We start from the raw sequence: 17,659 nt of genomic DNA, 5'->3' as shown, positions 1-17,659 counted from the left end.
AAATAAATTTGCAACAAGGAATGTTTTCTCTGAAAAATCTAGCCAATTCCAAGTAGCTAAGCCTTTGCAAATATCACTTGCATCGGGTGTCAATAAAAGCATAAATTCCTCTCTAAGCACATAACGCTTTCTATACGGCTTTTAGCCGCTTTTCATACTCCTATCATGCAGACTTTCCAATCGCAGTTCAATTGATAATCAATAGGTTAATGATAGGGTATGGATATTAGATTGCAAAATGGTGCATGATTTGGGAAAAGCTTACTTCTACATTCCCTCTGATAACTTTAGGTAGGGGAAGTTTTCATCCAAAAGAGGTTAATTAACTTCAGTGATAACAAACAATGGGGCGGAGGCAAGAAAGAAAAACCTGTCAGATCTGATTGTATAGTGATCTGAATGCTGACAGGTTAAGTCTAGGCTAATCCACTTTAGAACATTCAATTTCAAGTGTTTCTGGCCAGATAAAGTAGGGGCCGAATCGCTTACTGTACTTGAATTCACCGCCTTGCTCTTTTCCTGTATCAGTTAAGGTATGTTTTCCATCATCGAAAGAAAGGTAGCCTTTGGTAACACATAGCTGAAGGAAGTCTTCGGTCTTGAGTTTGTGCTTTTTAGCAAGTTTAGAAGAGGTAACTTTAGCTTGAACGTCATCAATATTTGATTGTTCACCGCTTACTATTTCAGTTGAATTGATGGAAACTTTCTCAAGAGAGATCCTAACTTCATCGCTTATGCGAATGATGCGTTGGGCTTCTTCATACGAGTCCTTGTAAAGCTGTGTATCTTCGTCACGATCGATAAAGACTCCCATCTCGTTGTTATTGACCTGGCTGAACTCGTAAAGGTTCAAGCTAGTTATGATACTCGAACTTTCATTCATGTAACATTTAGCGTGAAGATTCTTACAAAAGCTAGTGCGAACAAAAGCGAGCCCCTTAAGCCAGTTAATCTCATCTGGTTGTAACTCGCTTTTTCCGTAAACAATTCTGATATCTATTTTTAAGCGGTCTTTGTCTTCGAGAAGTTCTTTGATTCGATCGTTAAGTTTCAGAAAAGGGCTAATAAGAATCAGCCTCTCTGATGCATTTTTGATGAGATCTTCTAGATAGTAGTTTGTCGCACTTGTGTTTAAAAATTTAGCCATTTCATATCCTTGACATATAAAAATTAGCACATATTCGTTGAATTGAGTCGAGCTCCAGTTAGATACCTATTAGTCAAAAAACATGACCGCTACTAACTAAAGAGGCTCCAATTACCAATGGCAACGCTTCGAAATTTTTTATAACAAGTTTTTCTAAGATTTACTCACCTTATAGTTCGAACCTCGCCGCATAGTCCACAATTCATAATTGATGTTTATATTACTAATGACGCATGTGATTCCCTTTTTAAATTAAGGGGTTATATGACGAACTTTCGAAAGATGAGTAAGAATTACGTTTTTCGTGAATTTGTGTGTGATTTGAGTGTTGAAGACACAGCAACACTGTGTTTTAGAAGTGTAAGAGTTGTCAAATCATGGGATGAGGGTGAGCCGATACCTCCGGAGTGCAAGCGATTGATGAGAATGACAAGAGGGAGAGAACTGGCAGTTTATGAAGAATGGGAACACTTCAAAATGCATAAAGACAAACTCGAACTACCAACAGGCCAATTAGTTACCCCTCAACAAATACTTACTGGAATTGCTTTATTAGAAATAGGAGCTGAATCAGACCTAGTGATTGCATCTAAAATAATGAAATACGTTAGAGCGATACGACAGTTAAGAAAGTAGCTTTTAGACCCCACATGAGTGGGGTTTATTATTCTTTCGTACGAGATGAGCATGAGTTAGCACACTACATCAAATGCGAGATACCAGTTCCCTTGGCGCTTCATATTAATATGGGTTCCAGTCGGTTAACGCGCCTCTGTTGTGGATAGCCTCTGCAAGGCGGGGCTTAGCAGGGCGAGGGGCGGTTGCTCGTTAATTGGATTAAGGGAGCTAACCGCGCCGATCGATTACGAGGGATAATTGAGTCTAGTGGGCGGCTTGGTGCCTCGCTTGCACTTCGTGCATTGCTTATCCCTGCGGGGCGAGTACGTCATTTTTTGACATACCGAGTTCAAGTATGTCACCCATCCCTTGTTCTTCCTCCACATGAAGCAAAATGCTAAGCGTTCGGCTAGATACCTTTGCTGATTCAGAACGGAACAGGAGGCCAAGGAACGGAATATCGCCAAGAACCGGAACTTTGATTTCTACGTTCTGTGTTTCTTTGGAAGTCATGCCACCAAGTGCAATCGTATCACCCGATTTAACCGTCAGAACCGTATCGATTTGTCGTTTGCTCGTTACAATGTCACTTGCTTCTACAGACTTATCGACTCGGCTAAGCTCTTGACGTATCCGGAGTTTTATATTGCCATTCGCACCAATATGCGGCTGGACGAACAACGATAACCCTACGTCTTTACGCTCGATGGTTTGGAACGGTTTATCACTCGAATCTGACTCCGTGGTGTAGCTACCAGTGACAAAAGGGAGTTCTTGACCAACACTAATCAATCCATCTTGGCCGTGTAGGATGGTCAGCTCTGGACGGCTAAGAATCTCCGCGCTGTCATTGGATTCGATGTAGCGGATAAAGGCCGTGAAGTCGTCACTGGTAGAGGACAGGTTAGGAACACCATTCATGAATCCAGCCGCCGCACCAGAAAAGGCCGCACTGACCGCACCTGCACCCGCTTTCCAATCCACAGTTAAATCGGATAGGTTGCCGCGAAAGGTTTCAACGATAACGGCTCTTACTTTTATTTGGCGCATTGGCTTATCAATGTATCGAATGAATTCCTCGACTGATGGGTGCATGTTTTGCGGCGCTGTCACCATCAAAGCCGTTCCTGCAATGATGCTCGATACATGCGTGACGTCAGGAACGTCGAGAACGGAGGCTTGCACTCGAAGCGATTGCGCTAATGAGTCTTTCAAATCATCAGCGGCCATGTATTCGAGTCTGTAGGTTCGAGTGGTGATGAGGTTGCCCGCGTCCAGCTGGTTACGCGGCTGCACTCGAATCACGGTTTTCGATTCGATGTAAGTAAGGTTATGTGCTCGCATGACGCTAAACCAAACATCTCGAAAGTTGGCCGCACCGGAGGCTTGATAGATTTTCAAATCACCATTAATCGATGGGTCGGCAACAATCGTCTTTTGGAAGGTCTGACTCGCGATAATAAAGAACTCGTTCAGGGTCTTACCGGATAGGTTCGACTCGAAAGCGTTCGCCAGTGGTGAAATCAGCATGAGTACCAGTAAGAACCTAACCATTGTGAATGCCTCCTTTGTTTAGTCCATTAGATGTGTGGGTTTTTCGGTCGCGTCGGCTTCTTGTTTTTTCTTGTTGCTCAGCAAAAGGGTCAAAGTATCCGTAACGGGCGATGTTCGCGCAGTGGTTATCGTTGATGGCGTAGCGGGTCATTTGCTGAGTGAAGCAAGAACACGTTGAGTAATTAATGACGCAAGTCAGTTGTGGATACTGCAAAGCTTCGGAAGTTAAACGGTAATACGCGGGCGCTGAGAACGGCAGTGATTCTTCAGCAGGGAGCAAGCGAGTAATGTAGTTCTCACTTGTTTGTCCAGGCATTGAACCATTCGTTATCATTCCGCCAGTGACGGAAGCATGCGCCGTCTGTAAATCGTCTACGGGTGCTATCTCAGTCGCTTGAACCACTGAGTTTTGATAGAAGTAGTAAAACCCATACGCACAAATAGACATGCCCACCGCAGCAAAGCCAAGCATGGTTAAGCCTTTTTTGATTTGAGGGTCGAGCTTCGGCTTTTGGGTGTGTTTAATCGCACTGAGGTAAACGCCGTAAAAGTTGGAGTCACGACGAATCTTTTTCTTTTCGGCCTTGGCTAAATCGGCAGGGGTTTCAATACCTTCGATGTGCTCGTATCGATGCAGCGCATCACCACCAATAAACTCAAGGTGAATGTGTGCCTGAATACGGCGGCGGATGATTTGGTCAACGTCTCGGAAATCCTGAGAGACAAACACCAAATCCGAACCACCGTGACGGCTCTTTGTCATCCACTTGAGCGCATCCGTTGGTTTGGAGCTACCACCACGAGGCGGCCAAATGTTCTGAACCTCATCAACGAAGATAACCGAACCCGCCGGAAGTTTGTGGATCTCAAGCGGGTTATCAAAGCTTTGCCAAGACAGCCCCAACTCAACAATGTGCGAGGCTTCAAGCTCGGATTCATCAATTTCGAGTACGTCCAGCGCTTCTTGAAGGTGCGCGAGTCGTTTCTTTGAAGCGGTCTTTTTGTACCAGAACAACCATTGCTCGACAGGATTGTGCTTAGAGAATTGATAGGCCAGATACGGGAAGTCTTCGAGTTCAGCCAGTCGTCCCTCATCCTCGATGCGCAGTACCTTTTTTTCGAGTGCTTTGTTGTGATTGTTTGCAGGCCAGTGAATCCCATAGAACCAACCTTGAAAGCTGTCACACACGGAGTAATCCAAGAGAAGAACGCGCACGCCATGATAGAAAATAGGGCGCCCAATAAATTCGTCCTTCTCGATGAGTGTCTTGACGGCGTGGAGTGTTTTACCCGTTCCCACGCCACCACTAAAAGCGAAAAACATCAGTCAAACTCCTATTCTGGACTAACCGGTTTGCGCCATGAAGGACGATAACCGGTTGCCTTCATCAAACCGTTAAGCGTGAATGAAAAAACAAGGCAAGAAAGGATCACATTGATACAGGTATCGATGGCCCCAAGTGCCATAAGTTGCGCCAGTTTTGCAGGAACGCCTGATATATTGGCTTGGATGTAGTCGGCCAACATATCGAGAAACTGATTCACTCCGGTATAAGCGACCAGTCCAAAGCCTAGGGAAATCGCGACATACGTGGTGAGGGTTCGGAAGATAGACGGCAGCAATGGAAGCACAACCGCCGAAAGAAAAGAAATGAAGTAAGCCACTAGAACGCTCCTTGTGTTCTACCAATTAACAATAAGCCCGAAATCCAAGCTAAAATGACGTGGATAGGCGCAGCGATGCGCGCATAGTGACAAGCGGGTTCGTAAGAGATTTCAATTGTCGTGCTTCCAAAAAAGTGATTAATGGTATAACTCTCCGATGCAGGACAAGTTGCGCTACCAAATGAGACACCGTTAGACAGGTATTTCGAATCAATCTTTGAAAAGTCGAGAACATCTTTCTCTACGAGTTCACCAGTTCTGTCGGTAACGAAGAGCTTATCCATTTTGTCTTTGAGTTCGGCCAGCTGCTCTGTGGGACAACTTTCCTCATACTCAATTTTCAACAGTGCGCATTGAATGATGTCGCCCTTACATTCAAAAATGCTTTTCTCACAATCGGCTTTCGCGGTCGGCTTTTCTTTTCCTTCACCTTCACAGTTGTCATCAAGTTCGCATTTAATGCCGTCTAAGGTTTTACCGATACCGTCTAATTTGGCATTACCTTCAGCAGCCGCACCACCACCTCCGCCAGTAGGTTTGTTTTTTAAGGTCTCATGGGCTTTTTTTAATTCACCCAGTAAGTTAGCTTGGTACTTGAGCAATGTGTCGTTATCCAGTTTGGTGGTGTTCGTCAGGTCTTCAATCGTACTGTCGATATTTTCCAGCCACTGGTTAGCCTCGCTTAGTTCGCCCACGATAGCGTTATCACCTTTGCCTAAGTCGGGGTCTTCTGGGTCTGGTTTCGGGTCAGGGTTCGGCTTTTCTACAGGGTCATCCGGTTTTTCTTCACCTTCAGGGTCGTAAATTGGGACTTTACCGCCATCACCACCGCCACCTCCTGAATCGGGTAAGTCTGTAATGTCCGGAGCGTCTGGAGCAGGTTTTTCTACGGGTTTTTCTGGCCATTCATGTTCAGGTGGTTTAAGACCAGGCTTGCTTGAGTCATACGTGCATTGTTGGCCTGTGTAGAAAATATCCCACGCGCATTGAGAAGAACCATCATCTTCTGGGAAGCACACATGAAGATTTGCTTTTTGAATAGTAACGACGCAGTTGGAAGGTAAACAGGTACTAAATCCTGCAATGGCGTCACCACCCATTAGGCTCTTATAGAACGTACCAGCGTCAGGACATTCGTGGGGTTCGGGTTCGGGAGAACAATCAACAGCGGGGTATTGTGGAGTTGAACCACCAGTACAATTTTCGGGGAAATCACCCTCATAAACATAATATTCAATATGCCAGTGCTCTTTCCAAATGTCGCCATCCCACCTGCCTGCATAGGGCGTATGAACATCAAAATCATAACGGGGATTGGGATGAACTCTCCTCATTTTGTCTATTATATATTGGCCACACGCCGATTTTTCCTTAACCTCACAGTAATCAGAACTTTGATACCAGTTTCGCCAATGACCAGCATAAGAGCCAAACGAAACAAACAGAAATGAAATTAAAATAAATAACCTAGCCATAACTCACCCGAACAGAACAAACATGCCGATAAGGAAAAGAACCACAAGAAAAGTGTCATAAGTCATAATTTGCCCTTGGATCAAAAAAAGGGGCGAAGAACGCCCCCCTTGAGTCAGAAGAAAGAAGAAGAGGGTTATTAACCGCCGATTTTGCCCCACGCTTTTTTAGCGACAGTGATTAACACCATGGCACCACCAACCGCAGCCACGAACGCACCAAAGCCAGTAATGATGCCTGTCACTGATGACGCATCAGGGCCTGAGCCAGTTGCAAAAGCTGAAGCCGATGCAGTAAGAACGCCAGCCGCAACTAGCGCGCGAGTTTTGATATTTTTCATAGGTCTATTTCCTTATTTACTTAGAGATTTTTTTCCAACACCAACAGGTCGCCAGAAACAGTGTCGCCGCTGGCATAACCTCGATGAGTTGGGCGGTGGTCATATAGTTCGGCACAATGTCAGTGAGTAGCACCGAACTAAATCCAGAAGCACAACTGTTATTTACTATCGGTTGTTCGCAGATGAGCACGTACATACACAGCCCTTAATAAACACCAATTGCACACAACGAGTCCCGAAGCCGTTCCGAGACTCATCATTCATTTACTTGTCGCCAGCCTGAGGCAGGGCGTACAGGTGGAAGCCTTCAATCGCAACGTGCTTACCATCGTCATTGGCGAAGCTGAACTTCTTATGTTCAACGTCAAACATGATGCGTTTACCAATGGTGCGTTTAAGCAGTTCGCCCGCTTTGCCGTTGTCCCACAGTTCAGGAGACACACGGACTTCAATCGTGTCAGTCGGATTGGTGGTGATGAGGCGCAACTTGCCATTGGTCTTTTGTTCGCCGTTACGGTCTATCTTGGTTTCTTGAGTGATATCGGATTCATCCAGAATCAAACCTTCCATTCTCATAATCGTTTGCCCTTATTTTTACGTTTAGTTGTTGGTTTAAATGGGAAAAGACAGTTATTGACACAAGTCCAAGGGAAATCAGTGCCACCAATCTGGAGGGGCTTCGCCCTCCTTATTGGTTGGCATGATTTCCTCTGGTGCTGTGAGCAACAACGCTTCCATTTCTTCATACATCGCGAGGTGTTTCTCGTACTGGCTGTACAGGTCATCACACATGCGCTGGTACTCTTGTTCGCGCTCTAATGCGTCAAAGTAATCAACCACGTTGGACATGATCCCTTGTTGAGCACGTAAGAATTTCTCTTTGTTCTCGGTCTTCCAGTTACGGAAGCGAGTGGCGATAAACACCTTCTGAAACATCAGGCCGTTTAAGCGAGCCTGAGCCATATCGCCGTAGCGGGTAGGAGAGTATTCACCACCGGAAGCAATCAGCTTTTCAATCGCATTCGACACGGTGTATTCCGCTTTAACGGTCTGGTCATTCCTCTTTACGAACACTCCGCCCATGGCGTAACAGAAAGCTTTCCAGTCACCCTCATCGGCAGCGCGGCGAACGCTCTCTAGTAGAAAGTGTTCGTCTTGATTTAAGTCGGTGAACAAGGCGTCATCCTCTTTGAATTCTTCACGTAGACGACGCATCTCGCGCCAGACCGTGACAGATGGACCACCAATAAATTGGAATTGGCGTATCTGATTAACGCGAGCCCAAGTGACAACGCGCTCAGCCGCATCCGAACCCGTAAGAGACGAGCCCTTATCCGAGTCGATATGCTGACCATCAATATTCTTGCTTAGGTATTTCGCTACGTAGCCAACCGCCGAACCCTGAGACCAGTCAATCACCTCAGCCTTAAAGCGGAACTTTTTCGCGCCTTTTTCGTCTGGTGAATCGACCATGGCCAAGCGACGAAACTCGTTAATCACCAGTTTTCGGTGCGCCTTTTCCATAAACAGCAGCAGGTGGTGATGTGGTGTACCGTCCTGATGCGGCTCAACGATGCGCATCCCGTACACTTTGACTTTGTTCTTATCAAGGAACTTACGCAGCTTTGACCAAACGGACATTAGGTGGCCATGAGCCTGTTTGGCGTCTGGCTTGTCTGCGTTAATCCAGTTGTCGTTAATCCTTCCGTTCGATACGCAGTGGAAACGAGACGGCGCTGTCACGGTAAAGAACACCGCATCATGATTCGATTCTTGTGCGATTTCCTCAAAGCCACGCAGACGCACGAACATTTCAGAGCGGCGAACTTCGGGATTAGAAACCGACTTGGCCGATAGCTCACTTAACGTGAAATAGTTAGAAAGATCGTTTTCGTCGTAAGCAACGGTATTGTCTAACGCGATACGGTTGGAGCTATTGCGGTCACGTTGACGGTGTAGCGAGAAATCAGAGCAATAAACTTGCTTACGGCGTTGAACTAGTGCCAAATCACGGGCAACACATTCAACCTCGTAAGCACACTTGCGGCGAAGCTGGCGAACTAACCAGTGTTCATCCAGCGCACGGTTAACCAGTGCAAAGAGTTCACAGTTGGTAGTGGCATGGTTGATTGCGTCTTCAGAAAACGCCAAGCCTAATGAGTCGAGTAGCTGAACCACTTTATCGAAACGCGCTTGTGAGAATTCCTCAGGTATTGCGTTAATCACACGAGCAAAATCGCGAGACTTACGCTTGGCTAACGCACTGATTTCATCATCCGACATCGCATAGCTGTAACCGTGTGTCGTCAATCTCTCATGGGCCTCAGTCACTGCGCTCGCAGCCTGAATCGCATCGCGAGCCTTTAAGATATCGGTGTAAGCCCTTGTCATATGGGGCGCAAACGCTCCGTTACGATGTAACGTTTTAGGTAAGTCAAAACAAGGATTAGAAGTAGGGCGCGTAATAAATTCTGACTTATCGTGTGAGTAGATTTGCGCGTCCAGTGTCGACATAGCACGCGCTGCCATTGGGTAATCTGGGCGCGTGTGGTCGGCATAATCAAAACGGTGATTGAACAGGTTGTCTGCGATATGCTCAGTCGAGTTCCATGAATGAACCGGAACAAACTCGATGTATTCTTGTTTACCTGAGGCTAAGTCGACAACCAATTCACGCATGATTTATGCCTCGCTCAACTCAAAAAGCGCAGCATCAGACAAACCATGAAGCACATGATTTTTATCGTTATCTACGATTTCTTGCGCTTGGGAATCACAAGATGAGCAGCCGCAGAACTGGCCGCCACAGGAGCACAGTTCATCTTCGTTATGACGAGCATCGGAATAGATTGAGACTTTGAGGCAGTCTTGGCAGAGAACGAACTTTGAACGTGTCATGATTACGCCTCACACTCAAAAGCACGGATAACGTCATCGTTAACAGGCATTGAAAAGAGTTCGCAAACCGCCTTATAGGTGCGCTCACAGACGATAGTAAAGTAGATTCGATAATCATCAGTATCACGAAGAACAGCGTTAGCTTTACCGTCTGATTCACGTTCAATAGTGTGTTGTAATTGACAAGGTGAAATAGGTGTTTCTTGAGAAAAGTAAACACCACCAGAAAAGAACGAAACTCGAATTATGTAGTCACTGGAGGCTTCATAAGCGACTAGACGAAGATTTCCAAAATCAATGAACTTGATAGACGGATTTTTTGAATTGACTTCGATTAACTTTGACATAACAACCACCTTGACTAGTTGAGTGAGCGACCGCCAAAGCCAAGACGAACGCGTCAAGGGCAAACGCCCCAAGCCAAGGCGGTCTAAATTACGATTTTTCGTAAGTCTAATTACGAATTATCGTAATTGCCAGATGCGAATTTTCGTAATTAGTAAGCTAGAATCAAGGAAACGGAGGTGGCTTCATGTATCAAAGTGAACTGTTAGATGCCTACAAAAAGGCGAAAAACTACATACAAGACAAACAAATCGCGCACGATTTGAAAGTAAACGCATCAAGAATTAGTGAAATGCGCAAAGGAAGACGCTATATCTCTGATTCAGAAGCAGTTTTTCTAGCAGAGAATTCAGGAATAGACCCAGAGATTGCTTTGTTAGGTTGTCACGCTGATCGCAACGAAAATCCGCACATAAAAAGCATGTGGGAAAGCATCGCAAAAAAGTGTAACGGGCTTGGATTATCAGGGATATCAATGGCTGCGGCTGGTTTGGCGGTGGTGATTTCGAGTCCGGTGAGATCCTCGGTTCAGTGCGCATTATATGTGTTATGTTAAATGCATTGTAACGCTACGCAAAATCTTTGCTGGTTTAGCCTCCTATCCCTCCTTTATTTTAATTTCATCCAGGGTTTTGAGGCTTCCATTAAACATAACGGCTATTTACCATAAAATAGCTAATATATATCTATCAATCTTCGATTGATTGCTCTTCTATTAGCTTTCAATGAAATGCCGCAAAAAGTAAAATCTGCTCTAAACTCCCTGACGGTCATAACTTCTGTTAAGACGATAACGATTTGGCTCATAAACCAATATCTTAATTAAACTCAACTTCCTAAGCTTGTGCAAGACACTAGTTTTTTTTCTGTTCCGTATCCTTCATATGTACATCAATTTGAGGATAAGCGATTTCAACATTATTCTCTTTGAACAGTTGATTGATTTTTTTGTTTACCAAGTGAAGAGTCGGCAAACGATCATCAATTGAGTTGATATGGAGCCGAAGTTCGAACTCCAAGCTGCTGTCACCAAAGGTCAGGAAATAAACTTGTGGTGCCGGAATGCTTAAGACAAGTGGAGTGTCTTCGACAGCCCGATACAGTAAGTCTTCAACGAGGTCTATATCTGAGTCATAGGCTACGCCAACAGGAATTACCACCCTTGTGACTGAATCAGTTAAGGACCAGTTGATAAGCTTATCGGTGATAAACACTTTGTTAGGAACGACAATCTCTTTATTGTCCCAGTCGATTATGGTTGTTGAACGGGTTTGAATTTTGCTGACGGTTCCCGAAAGCTCATTAATCGTAACTGTATCCCCTATCCTTATTGGTCTCTCAAAGAGAAGTATTAAACCAGATATAAAGTTGGCGAAAATCTCCTGCAGACCAAAGCCTAAACCAACACCTATCGCTGCGACTAACCATTGCAATCGATCCCACTCAATACCGATAGTCGTAAACGAAATAACAATACCAAGCACCAAGATTATGTATCGCAGTAATGTGGTAATTGTATAGCCAGTTCCAGGTGATAAGTTCATCCTACGTAAAATCAACAACTCTAACAGGCCTGGAATATTACGAATACTCACAAAGGAAATGACTAAAGTGAGTACCGCATACATAAGAGATTTCAACGTGATATCAACCGCTTCTGCACCGCTACTTGCAGACGAAGTCGCTTGCCACAAGAGAATATTATCCATCCAGTTAGTTAGCTCCAACTGATTTGACCATATTGCGGAGAGCGTAATTACTAACAAGACCAAACAAAGTCCTTTCAATAGTGTCATTGACTGCTCGCTGATGGACTCCTTGTCTAAGCCCTGCTCTTCCACATCAAATGCTGGCGCCTCTTCCGATAGCCCTTCATTTTCGCGCGCGATCTTTTCTTCTCGCTTTGCAAGAAAGCGTTGATAGCTCAACTGCCTCTGCTCAAGTATCAACCAACGTTCACCGAGCTGATAAATCAAGAATATGCCGATTAGCGCGAATATATTCAGTTGTTGAAGTACGAGTATTTTCCATGATGCGACATACAACCCCAACATAGCCGTCATTATGACGACAAAAAAAGACCCGAGTACTGAATAATAAATAACAAAGAATCCGACACCGGATTGGAAATACGAGGGCAGATGAGCATTTACTTCCTCTATATTTAACGCACTTCGGTAAAGGATAAAAAGAAAAATGACCATCGTAAGATAGAGGATACGTAGGATTTCGGCATCCCCTTCCTGAGCGAATAAACGGCAAAAATGGAAGAAAACCAGGATCACAAGTAAAGGAAACATTATCACTCTTATTCGATGATGAATCGTATGGCACATTGCCTTTGACCATCTAAAATGCAACTCAAGCATCCCTTTCTTTCTGCTCAAATGATAAAGAAAACCCACACTCCACAAGAGGGCGAAACTCGCAATCATGGCTTCATCAAACAAAATCGATGGATGACGAGCCCAATTGAAATCGAGAAACCAAACACAAGTGAAGAAAAAGGCTGGAAGAATTGAAGACGCGACGAATGTAATCGTTAAGACTATGATGCTGTTAGAAAAACTGTCTTTTAACGGGTGGCCAAATACCTTTTCTTGACGTAATGAGACAAGATCAAGTTTTAACCTCGACCACCAATTTAAAAAGAGCAATATCAGTGAGAGCGCACCGAAATACACTGATGAAAGTCGAACCTTCGCTAAGTCTAGATTTTTTGAAATTGAACTGACCAAGGATGTGACACCAAATAACTTTTTGGTGTCGAGGTTAAAAATGTTTTCCCAAATCGGCGAGTTACTGTAGGTCCAGACTTGGCGCTCTTTGAGAAAAACCCTGGCTTCCTCTAGCGCAACAGAATAATCACCAGAAACAGAAATTAACGTGTTTATCTGAGTTAAGAGTGCCTTATATAAAGACATTAACTCCTCAAGTTTCTCTAAGTCCACTTTTTCCAATGAGGTCGAATTATCAGGGTTAAGTATACTCTCCGCCCTTTCGGCCTTGGCAATCTCGTAAATTCGAATGTTTACCTGTGAGCGATAGTCCTGAAGACTTGCAATGTTTATTCTTTGAGGTAACGCTTGCAACATTTCCCTCGTATACGAACTGAATGCCGTCGTTTTACTCAGCCAATCTAGGTTGCTTTTTATCACCTCCATTTCATCCACAAGTTGGGCGTATTCTAGACTCTGCCTCTCCAAATCCGATGACATTTTGACGATTTCTCGTTTTACATTATCAATTTCTAATCCAAGTTTATGAGCGTTTGAAAAGTTCTTTTGGTTATATACGATTTCCTTCTCTATAAAGCTGTTACTACTGAACACTCTGGAATATGCCGTGTCATCCTCGCTGGTGAGTAAATAGACGGTAATCGACGTGACGATCATTACCATAAATGCAATGATATACGAGTAGATTTCCTTTTTTCTAATCACAAACACCTCTCACCAGTACGCAGACTCAGAAGACTCCATCTATTACAAATAGATTTATATTCCTCTGTTTTATCCCTGACTGAGCTCCTCAGCCAACTCTTCAAAAATTTCGGTCAGCGCGACGCCCAATCCCTTAGCCAGCGCTTCAGGTGTTTTTTCTGATAACTCAACTTTGCTTAATATTTTCTTATCAAAGATGATGCTTGGCCGAACACTAGAACTGTCCACTAAAATAAATTGTATTTCCATGATGGCTGTGGGTGTCTGCTCTTTTCTGAAGTCGCCAAATAATTTGGTCACCACAGTTTTGAGGACAAAATTGCTTGCGACTCCAGCGCTGTAGGGAACGGTATTCCCAACCACGCCAGAGCGAGTAAGCGCGGTTGGTATTTGATTTTCAATGATAGCACTCGGCTCAGTGATATAGCGGTTGTAATAGTCGCTTTCGAAACTAACGTCAGACAGCCGGAATACCATTTGAGTATCATTAAAAGGGCTATCAATACGCACGGCATCGATGAGTAACGTTTCGTATTTTTTCGAATAAGTCTTAGCTGTAAAATCAGCTACAATGGCGTAGTTCTTTGGGGCTTCTACAGGCTGACTCATGCTACAGCCAAATAACACAAGAAGACTAAAAATCAGTAGAAGGTATTTATTTTTATTCATATCTGACCACACTTGAATTGGATTAGTGATATTCATTGCCTTAATTAATTTTTAACTTCTCAGGCTCAGAACTGAATATGATACTGGATGGTTGATTCTTCAGAGTCTCAGAAAAGCTTTTTAAGTTCTCGACAGTGACCCTCAAGTCTTTAATGACATAATTAACATCTGACTGGTTGTCCGCCATAATCACATCTAACCTCACAGCCGCTCGATCCAAGTCTTTTATTAACCTATTGATATCGCCTTCATCATTGAGTGACGTATTCAGGTTTTTAGTGATTTGTGCAACCGAAGAGATGATCGCTTTCACTTCAGGATCCGAGACGACACCATTCACGTTCTTAACCATCTGATTAGTGTTAATCAACAGCTCTATCAATTGCATATTTAGACTTTCAGCGTCGACCTGCTCTATCTTGCTGTTAAGAGTGCCAATCAGTGTATTGATGTTACTTACGAGTGTATTGATATCAGCCTCATCCAGACGGTCAATTAAGTCCTGTATCCCTGAAACGATTTTGCCTGTAGAGCTTTTTGTTGATGGCACATATGGGTATTCAGGGATCCAGTCGAAGCTAAGTCCTTCATCTGCGGTTGTGTAGTCAAAGGATAAGTACTGTTGCCCTGTAATACCGGCTAACTGTGTTGTCGCTCTAAGTCCTCGGTCAACCGAGATTTCAATACTTTTGTTCCACTCTTCGAGCGTCCTCTTTGACCCTGTAATCTCACTACGAACGACAACATAGGACTTCCTGTTTTCTCTTGGTACAGAGGATTCGTAAAAGACATCTGACAATTCTATTGAAACCACTTCACCTGCAGTGATTCCGCGATAGCGAACAGGAGCGCCAACCTCAAGACCGGACACTGACGCATCAAAATAGGTCTCAACGATCATCTTGGGTTCAAACAACGATCGCCCTCCCAAAATGAACAGAACGACAAATAATGAGACCAACGCTGAGACTACAAACAGCCCCAATTTATAACTGCTTTTTGAATCATCCATTACTTAGCTCACTCTCTTCTTTTAGTGCATCTGGCTGCCGGTTGAAAAACTGGCGAACTCTCATGTCTCTACTTTCATCTCGTAAATCTTTAGGGCGTCCCTCTGCAATAATGCTTTTAGATACCGGATCTAGCATGATTGCCCTATCGGCTATGGAGAAAATACTTTGTAACTCATGCGTCACTATGATGAATGTGTATCCCAGACTCTCTCTTAAATTTAATATGGTTTGGTCCAAGTTGGCGGCCGTGATCGGATCCAACCCGGCAGAAGGTTCATCCAAAATTAAAATATTTGCGCCTATAGCCATAGCTCTGGCAATGCCCGCTCGCTTTAACATGCCTCCAGATAACTGGCTCGGCATAAGTTCCGCTGAATGCCCCATCTCCAGAAGTTCCAATAATGTTCGGGAAATTTTATTTTTTTCTTCAAGTCCGAGATTCGTAAACTCATCCAATGGGAAACGAACATTTTCCAGTATGTTTAACGATCCAAACAAAGCGCCACTTTGATACATGACCCCTAGCTCGCGTTGTATTGATGCCTTCTCGGGTTCTCCTGCATGAACAATGCTCCTACCGTTAATTGAGATATCCCCGGAAATGGGCTCATAGAGACCGATAATGTGTTTCATCAAGCTGGATTTACCGCAACCTGAGCCACCTAAGATAACGAGGATTTCACCTCTGTTGACACTAAAGGATGCGTTCTCTAACAGGATATTTTCGCCATATCCCATTTTTAAGTTCCCCACTACTACCGCATCACCTTTTTGTTGGTTATTTAATTTCGAGTTCATCAGGCTTCCTTAAGTTAGCAACACGGTAAAAAAACCATCAATAACCACTATCCAAATGATGCTACTCACTACTGCGCTTGTTGCCGCTAAGCCTACTGAAGTAGAGCCTTGTCCAGTGGCCAGCCCTCTTTCACAGCCTATAACGGCGATAATGAACCCAAAAGTGGTGGCCTTAATCAAACCGAAAGCCAAATCCCAAACAGAAAGTGAGTTTAATAGTTGGTGATAATACTGAACAAAACTGATGTCGAACTTTAGCAAGACAAGAGCGCCCCCCAGAACACCGATAATATTGGCAAGTACCGTCAATAGTGGCAGGACGAGAACAGAAGCATAAATCCGGGGTATAACCAGAAACTCGACGGGACTGATCCCGAAGGTACGCAACGCGTTTATCTCTTCATTCACTTTCTGAGTGCCTATTTCAGCGGCAAACGCAGCGCCAGTTCGACCTGCAAAGACGATAGCTGTCATAAGTGGGCCGAGTTCCCTAAACATAGAGATACCTATCCCATCAGCCACAAACAGAACGGCTCCAAATTGTTGAGCAACTAAGCCAATTTCAAAGGCGATAATGACACCCATTAGGAAACCAATTAACAAAATGATTGGGACTGCATCCGCCCCTGCCCTTGTCGCTATATTCGTGACCGTCGCCCAGTTAATATTTTTCCTTCGGCTGATTCCTAATTTAAAAACCAGGACACACTCTTTGATAAACCGAGCCACAGAACCAACATAAACAAGCATTTCCTTTGTTGTGTGTCCCACACGCTCGAAAAAGCTGATTTCTCTGCCCATATTATTAGGCGCGGCCTCTACTGGTGCTGGCGGTATAAGTTCGGCCAAACTGGGCTTAAGACCAATGATTGTAATTTCAGCACCAGGAGTTCTAAATCGGGTTTGTAAATCTGATAAAAACGCGACGCCCGATATATCTATAAAGGTTAAGTTGCTTGCATTCACCACAATGGGTGAATCTGGGTAAGTTTCCAATATCTTGTTCGCTTTATCCCACAAGTCGCCAACAATTGCAGAAGTAATGCTTTCAGCTAACTCAATTTCCAAATTGCTTTGATCCATAGACTTCCACTCGCCACCAAATAAAATCTTACATACTCAAAGATTCAGAACCTTTTAAGGACAGTATCCCCATAGTCACCTCGATTAAGCTTAGTCAAAATTTAAAGTTTTCAAGCGTGAATATGAGGCTAATTTGTTAATTAATGTGGATAAATCATTATCTGTTGCTCTGTATCAACTTTATCCACTTTGACATCACCACTCACCCAAACAAGCGTGTATAGTTCACTCCCTTCAGAAACCTGATATGGTTTACCGGAAGAGAATACGGGAAGATGCCCGGCACAATTGGGGCCGACTCATCAATTGCAAACACTATTTTGTCGTAGCGTGTCTCAATTAAATCTGCCGCATGTTTTGCACCCTATGGACCACCTACTTATTTATCGTGACCAAAGCCAAATAGATTGGTGCGCTCTGGCTGAAAACCCTCTTTGATTTTCATTTCCGCCGCTTCAAGAATTGCATGGATTTGGTCATCATTATCGAAAAACGCTCCCTCGACCAATCGCTTATGTAGGACGCGCTCCTACAAAATGTTTCGTCGAATAGGGACAAGTCGGCCCAAAATAAAAGACTCGCTTGCAGTGACAGTGACTCCTACGTTTTCTAT

General features: G+C 44.1%; 17 protein-coding genes and 1 pseudogene. 2 read left to right on the top strand and 16 right to left on the bottom strand.

What is annotated here, in order from left to right:
• Positions 1-421: 421 nt before the first annotated feature.
• The gene (locus L3V31_RS17910; RefSeq protein WP_237317992.1) at positions 422-1,147 is read right to left on the bottom strand and encodes a phospholipase D family protein; all 726 of its coding nucleotides are present in this window, start codon (positions 1,145-1,147) and stop codon (positions 422-424) included.
• A 282-nt stretch (positions 1,148-1,429) separates the two neighbouring features.
• Between L3V31_RS17910 and L3V31_RS17905 the strand changes: the two genes are divergently transcribed.
• Positions 1,430-1,783 (top strand): regulator, encoded by a 354-nt coding sequence (locus tag L3V31_RS17905; protein ID WP_237317990.1) that lies wholly within the window; start codon positions 1,430-1,432, stop codon positions 1,781-1,783.
• Between the two features lie 288 nt (positions 1,784-2,071).
• Here L3V31_RS17905 and L3V31_RS17900 read toward each other — a convergent pair whose 3' ends face one another.
• The 9 genes from L3V31_RS17900 to L3V31_RS17860 form a co-directional block, all read right to left on the bottom strand.
• Positions 2,072-3,319 carry a hypothetical protein gene (locus tag L3V31_RS17900; RefSeq protein ID WP_237317988.1) on the bottom strand — a complete coding sequence of 416 codons (1,248 nt, stop codon included), beginning with the start codon at positions 3,317-3,319 and terminating at the stop codon, positions 2,072-2,074.
• Positions 3,312-4,643, bottom strand: a complete 1,332-nt coding sequence (locus L3V31_RS17895) for a zonular occludens toxin domain-containing protein (RefSeq protein WP_237317986.1) — start codon at positions 4,641-4,643, stop codon at positions 3,312-3,314. Before L3V31_RS17895 ends, L3V31_RS17900 begins: the two co-directional genes overlap by 8 nt.
• An 11-nt stretch (positions 4,644-4,654) precedes the next feature.
• A complete protein-coding gene (locus tag L3V31_RS17890; protein ID WP_237317984.1) occupies positions 4,655-4,984 on the bottom strand; it encodes a DUF2523 domain-containing protein in 330 nt (109 codons plus the stop codon).
• Complete coding sequence (locus tag L3V31_RS17885; protein ID WP_237317982.1) at positions 4,984-6,318, bottom strand: virulence factor TspB C-terminal domain-related protein; 1,335 nt, start codon at positions 6,316-6,318, stop codon at positions 4,984-4,986. The genes L3V31_RS17890 and L3V31_RS17885 overlap by 1 nt, the downstream gene beginning before the upstream one ends.
• A gap of 278 nt (positions 6,319-6,596) precedes the next feature.
• The gene (locus tag L3V31_RS17880; protein ID WP_237317980.1) at positions 6,597-6,797 is read right to left on the bottom strand and encodes a hypothetical protein; all 201 of its coding nucleotides are present in this window, start codon (positions 6,795-6,797) and stop codon (positions 6,597-6,599) included.
• Between the two features lie 264 nt (positions 6,798-7,061).
• Complete coding sequence (locus tag L3V31_RS17875) at positions 7,062-7,367, bottom strand: chemotaxis protein (RefSeq protein ID WP_237317978.1); 306 nt, start codon at positions 7,365-7,367, stop codon at positions 7,062-7,064.
• An 84-nt stretch (positions 7,368-7,451) separates the two neighbouring features.
• Entirely contained in the window at positions 7,452-9,476 is a 2,025-nt protein-coding gene (locus tag L3V31_RS17870) for a replication endonuclease (RefSeq protein ID WP_237317976.1), read from the bottom strand.
• 3 nt (positions 9,477-9,479) lie between these two features.
• Positions 9,480-9,695: a hypothetical protein gene (locus L3V31_RS17865; RefSeq protein ID WP_237317974.1), complete on the bottom strand. Its 216-nt coding sequence runs from the start codon at positions 9,693-9,695 to the stop codon at positions 9,480-9,482.
• 2 nt (positions 9,696-9,697) lie between these two features.
• The gene (locus L3V31_RS17860; RefSeq protein ID WP_237317972.1) at positions 9,698-10,042 is read right to left on the bottom strand and encodes a hypothetical protein; all 345 of its coding nucleotides are present in this window, start codon (positions 10,040-10,042) and stop codon (positions 9,698-9,700) included.
• 185 nt (positions 10,043-10,227) lie between these two features.
• Between L3V31_RS17860 and L3V31_RS17855 the strand changes: the two genes are divergently transcribed.
• The gene (locus L3V31_RS17855; protein WP_237317970.1) at positions 10,228-10,596 is read left to right on the top strand and encodes a DUF3693 domain-containing protein; all 369 of its coding nucleotides are present in this window, start codon (positions 10,228-10,230) and stop codon (positions 10,594-10,596) included.
• A gap of 298 nt (positions 10,597-10,894) precedes the next feature.
• On the opposite strand, the gene L3V31_RS17850 is transcribed toward L3V31_RS17855, so the two are convergent.
• From L3V31_RS17850 to L3V31_RS22095, 6 genes and pseudogenes are all read right to left on the bottom strand, one after another.
• Complete coding sequence (locus L3V31_RS17850; protein ID WP_237317968.1) at positions 10,895-13,483, bottom strand: mechanosensitive ion channel domain-containing protein; 2,589 nt, start codon at positions 13,481-13,483, stop codon at positions 10,895-10,897.
• A gap of 69 nt (positions 13,484-13,552) precedes the next feature.
• Positions 13,553-14,152, bottom strand: coding sequence for a hypothetical protein (locus L3V31_RS17845; protein ID WP_237317966.1), 600 nt, complete (start codon positions 14,150-14,152; stop codon positions 13,553-13,555).
• Positions 14,153-14,192: 40 nt separating this feature from the next.
• Positions 14,193-15,164 carry an MlaD family protein gene (locus tag L3V31_RS17840; RefSeq protein WP_237317964.1) on the bottom strand — a complete coding sequence of 324 codons (972 nt, stop codon included), beginning with the start codon at positions 15,162-15,164 and terminating at the stop codon, positions 14,193-14,195.
• Entirely contained in the window at positions 15,157-15,963 is an 807-nt protein-coding gene (locus tag L3V31_RS17835) for an ATP-binding cassette domain-containing protein (protein WP_237317963.1), read from the bottom strand. Before L3V31_RS17835 ends, L3V31_RS17840 begins: the two co-directional genes overlap by 8 nt.
• Before the next feature lie 9 nt (positions 15,964-15,972).
• Positions 15,973-17,046, bottom strand: coding sequence for an MlaE family lipid ABC transporter permease subunit (locus L3V31_RS17830; protein WP_237317961.1), 1,074 nt, complete (start codon positions 17,044-17,046; stop codon positions 15,973-15,975).
• A gap of 268 nt (positions 17,047-17,314) precedes the next feature.
• Positions 17,315-17,533: pseudogene (locus tag L3V31_RS22095) on the bottom strand (peptidase M20); the annotation flags it as partial.
• Positions 17,534-17,659 lie beyond the last annotated feature (126 nt).

It is taken from the genome of Vibrio sp. J1-1 (genome assembly GCF_021728395.1).
In the GTDB taxonomy this organism is placed as follows: domain Bacteria; phylum Pseudomonadota; class Gammaproteobacteria; order Enterobacterales; family Vibrionaceae; genus Vibrio.
Note: the sequence above shows the minus strand (reverse complement) of the source record. Positions and strands in the feature narration are given on the sequence as shown.

Coding starts and splice junctions, on each gene's coding strand:
- L3V31_RS17910 (WP_237317992.1), bottom strand. CDS start 1,147: ATGGCTAAATTTTTAAACACAAGTGCGACAAACTACTATCTAGAAGAT.
- L3V31_RS17905 (WP_237317990.1), top strand. CDS start 1,430: ATGAGTAAGAATTACGTTTTTCGTGAATTTGTGTGTGATTTGAGTGTT.
- L3V31_RS17900 (WP_237317988.1), bottom strand. CDS start 3,319: ATGGTTAGGTTCTTACTGGTACTCATGCTGATTTCACCACTGGCGAAC.
- L3V31_RS17895 (WP_237317986.1), bottom strand. CDS start 4,643: ATGTTTTTCGCTTTTAGTGGTGGCGTGGGAACGGGTAAAACACTCCAC.
- L3V31_RS17885 (WP_237317982.1), bottom strand. CDS start 6,318: ATGAGGAGAGTTCATCCCAATCCCCGTTATGATTTTGATGTTCATACG.
- L3V31_RS17880 (WP_237317980.1), bottom strand. CDS start 6,797: ATGAAAAATATCAAAACTCGCGCGCTAGTTGCGGCTGGCGTTCTTACT.
- L3V31_RS17875 (WP_237317978.1), bottom strand. CDS start 7,367: ATGGAAGGTTTGATTCTGGATGAATCCGATATCACTCAAGAAACCAAG.
- L3V31_RS17870 (WP_237317976.1), bottom strand. CDS start 9,476: ATGCGTGAATTGGTTGTCGACTTAGCCTCAGGTAAACAAGAATACATC.
- L3V31_RS17865 (WP_237317974.1), bottom strand. CDS start 9,695: ATGACACGTTCAAAGTTCGTTCTCTGCCAAGACTGCCTCAAAGTCTCA.
- L3V31_RS17860 (WP_237317972.1), bottom strand. CDS start 10,042: ATGTCAAAGTTAATCGAAGTCAATTCAAAAAATCCGTCTATCAAGTTC.
- L3V31_RS17855 (WP_237317970.1), top strand. CDS start 10,228: ATGTATCAAAGTGAACTGTTAGATGCCTACAAAAAGGCGAAAAACTAC.
- L3V31_RS17845 (WP_237317966.1), bottom strand. CDS start 14,152: ATGAATAAAAATAAATACCTTCTACTGATTTTTAGTCTTCTTGTGTTA.
- L3V31_RS17840 (WP_237317964.1), bottom strand. CDS start 15,164: ATGGATGATTCAAAAAGCAGTTATAAATTGGGGCTGTTTGTAGTCTCA.
- L3V31_RS17835 (WP_237317963.1), bottom strand. CDS start 15,963: ATGAACTCGAAATTAAATAACCAACAAAAAGGTGATGCGGTAGTAGTG.
- L3V31_RS17830 (WP_237317961.1), bottom strand. CDS start 17,046: ATGGATCAAAGCAATTTGGAAATTGAGTTAGCTGAAAGCATTACTTCT.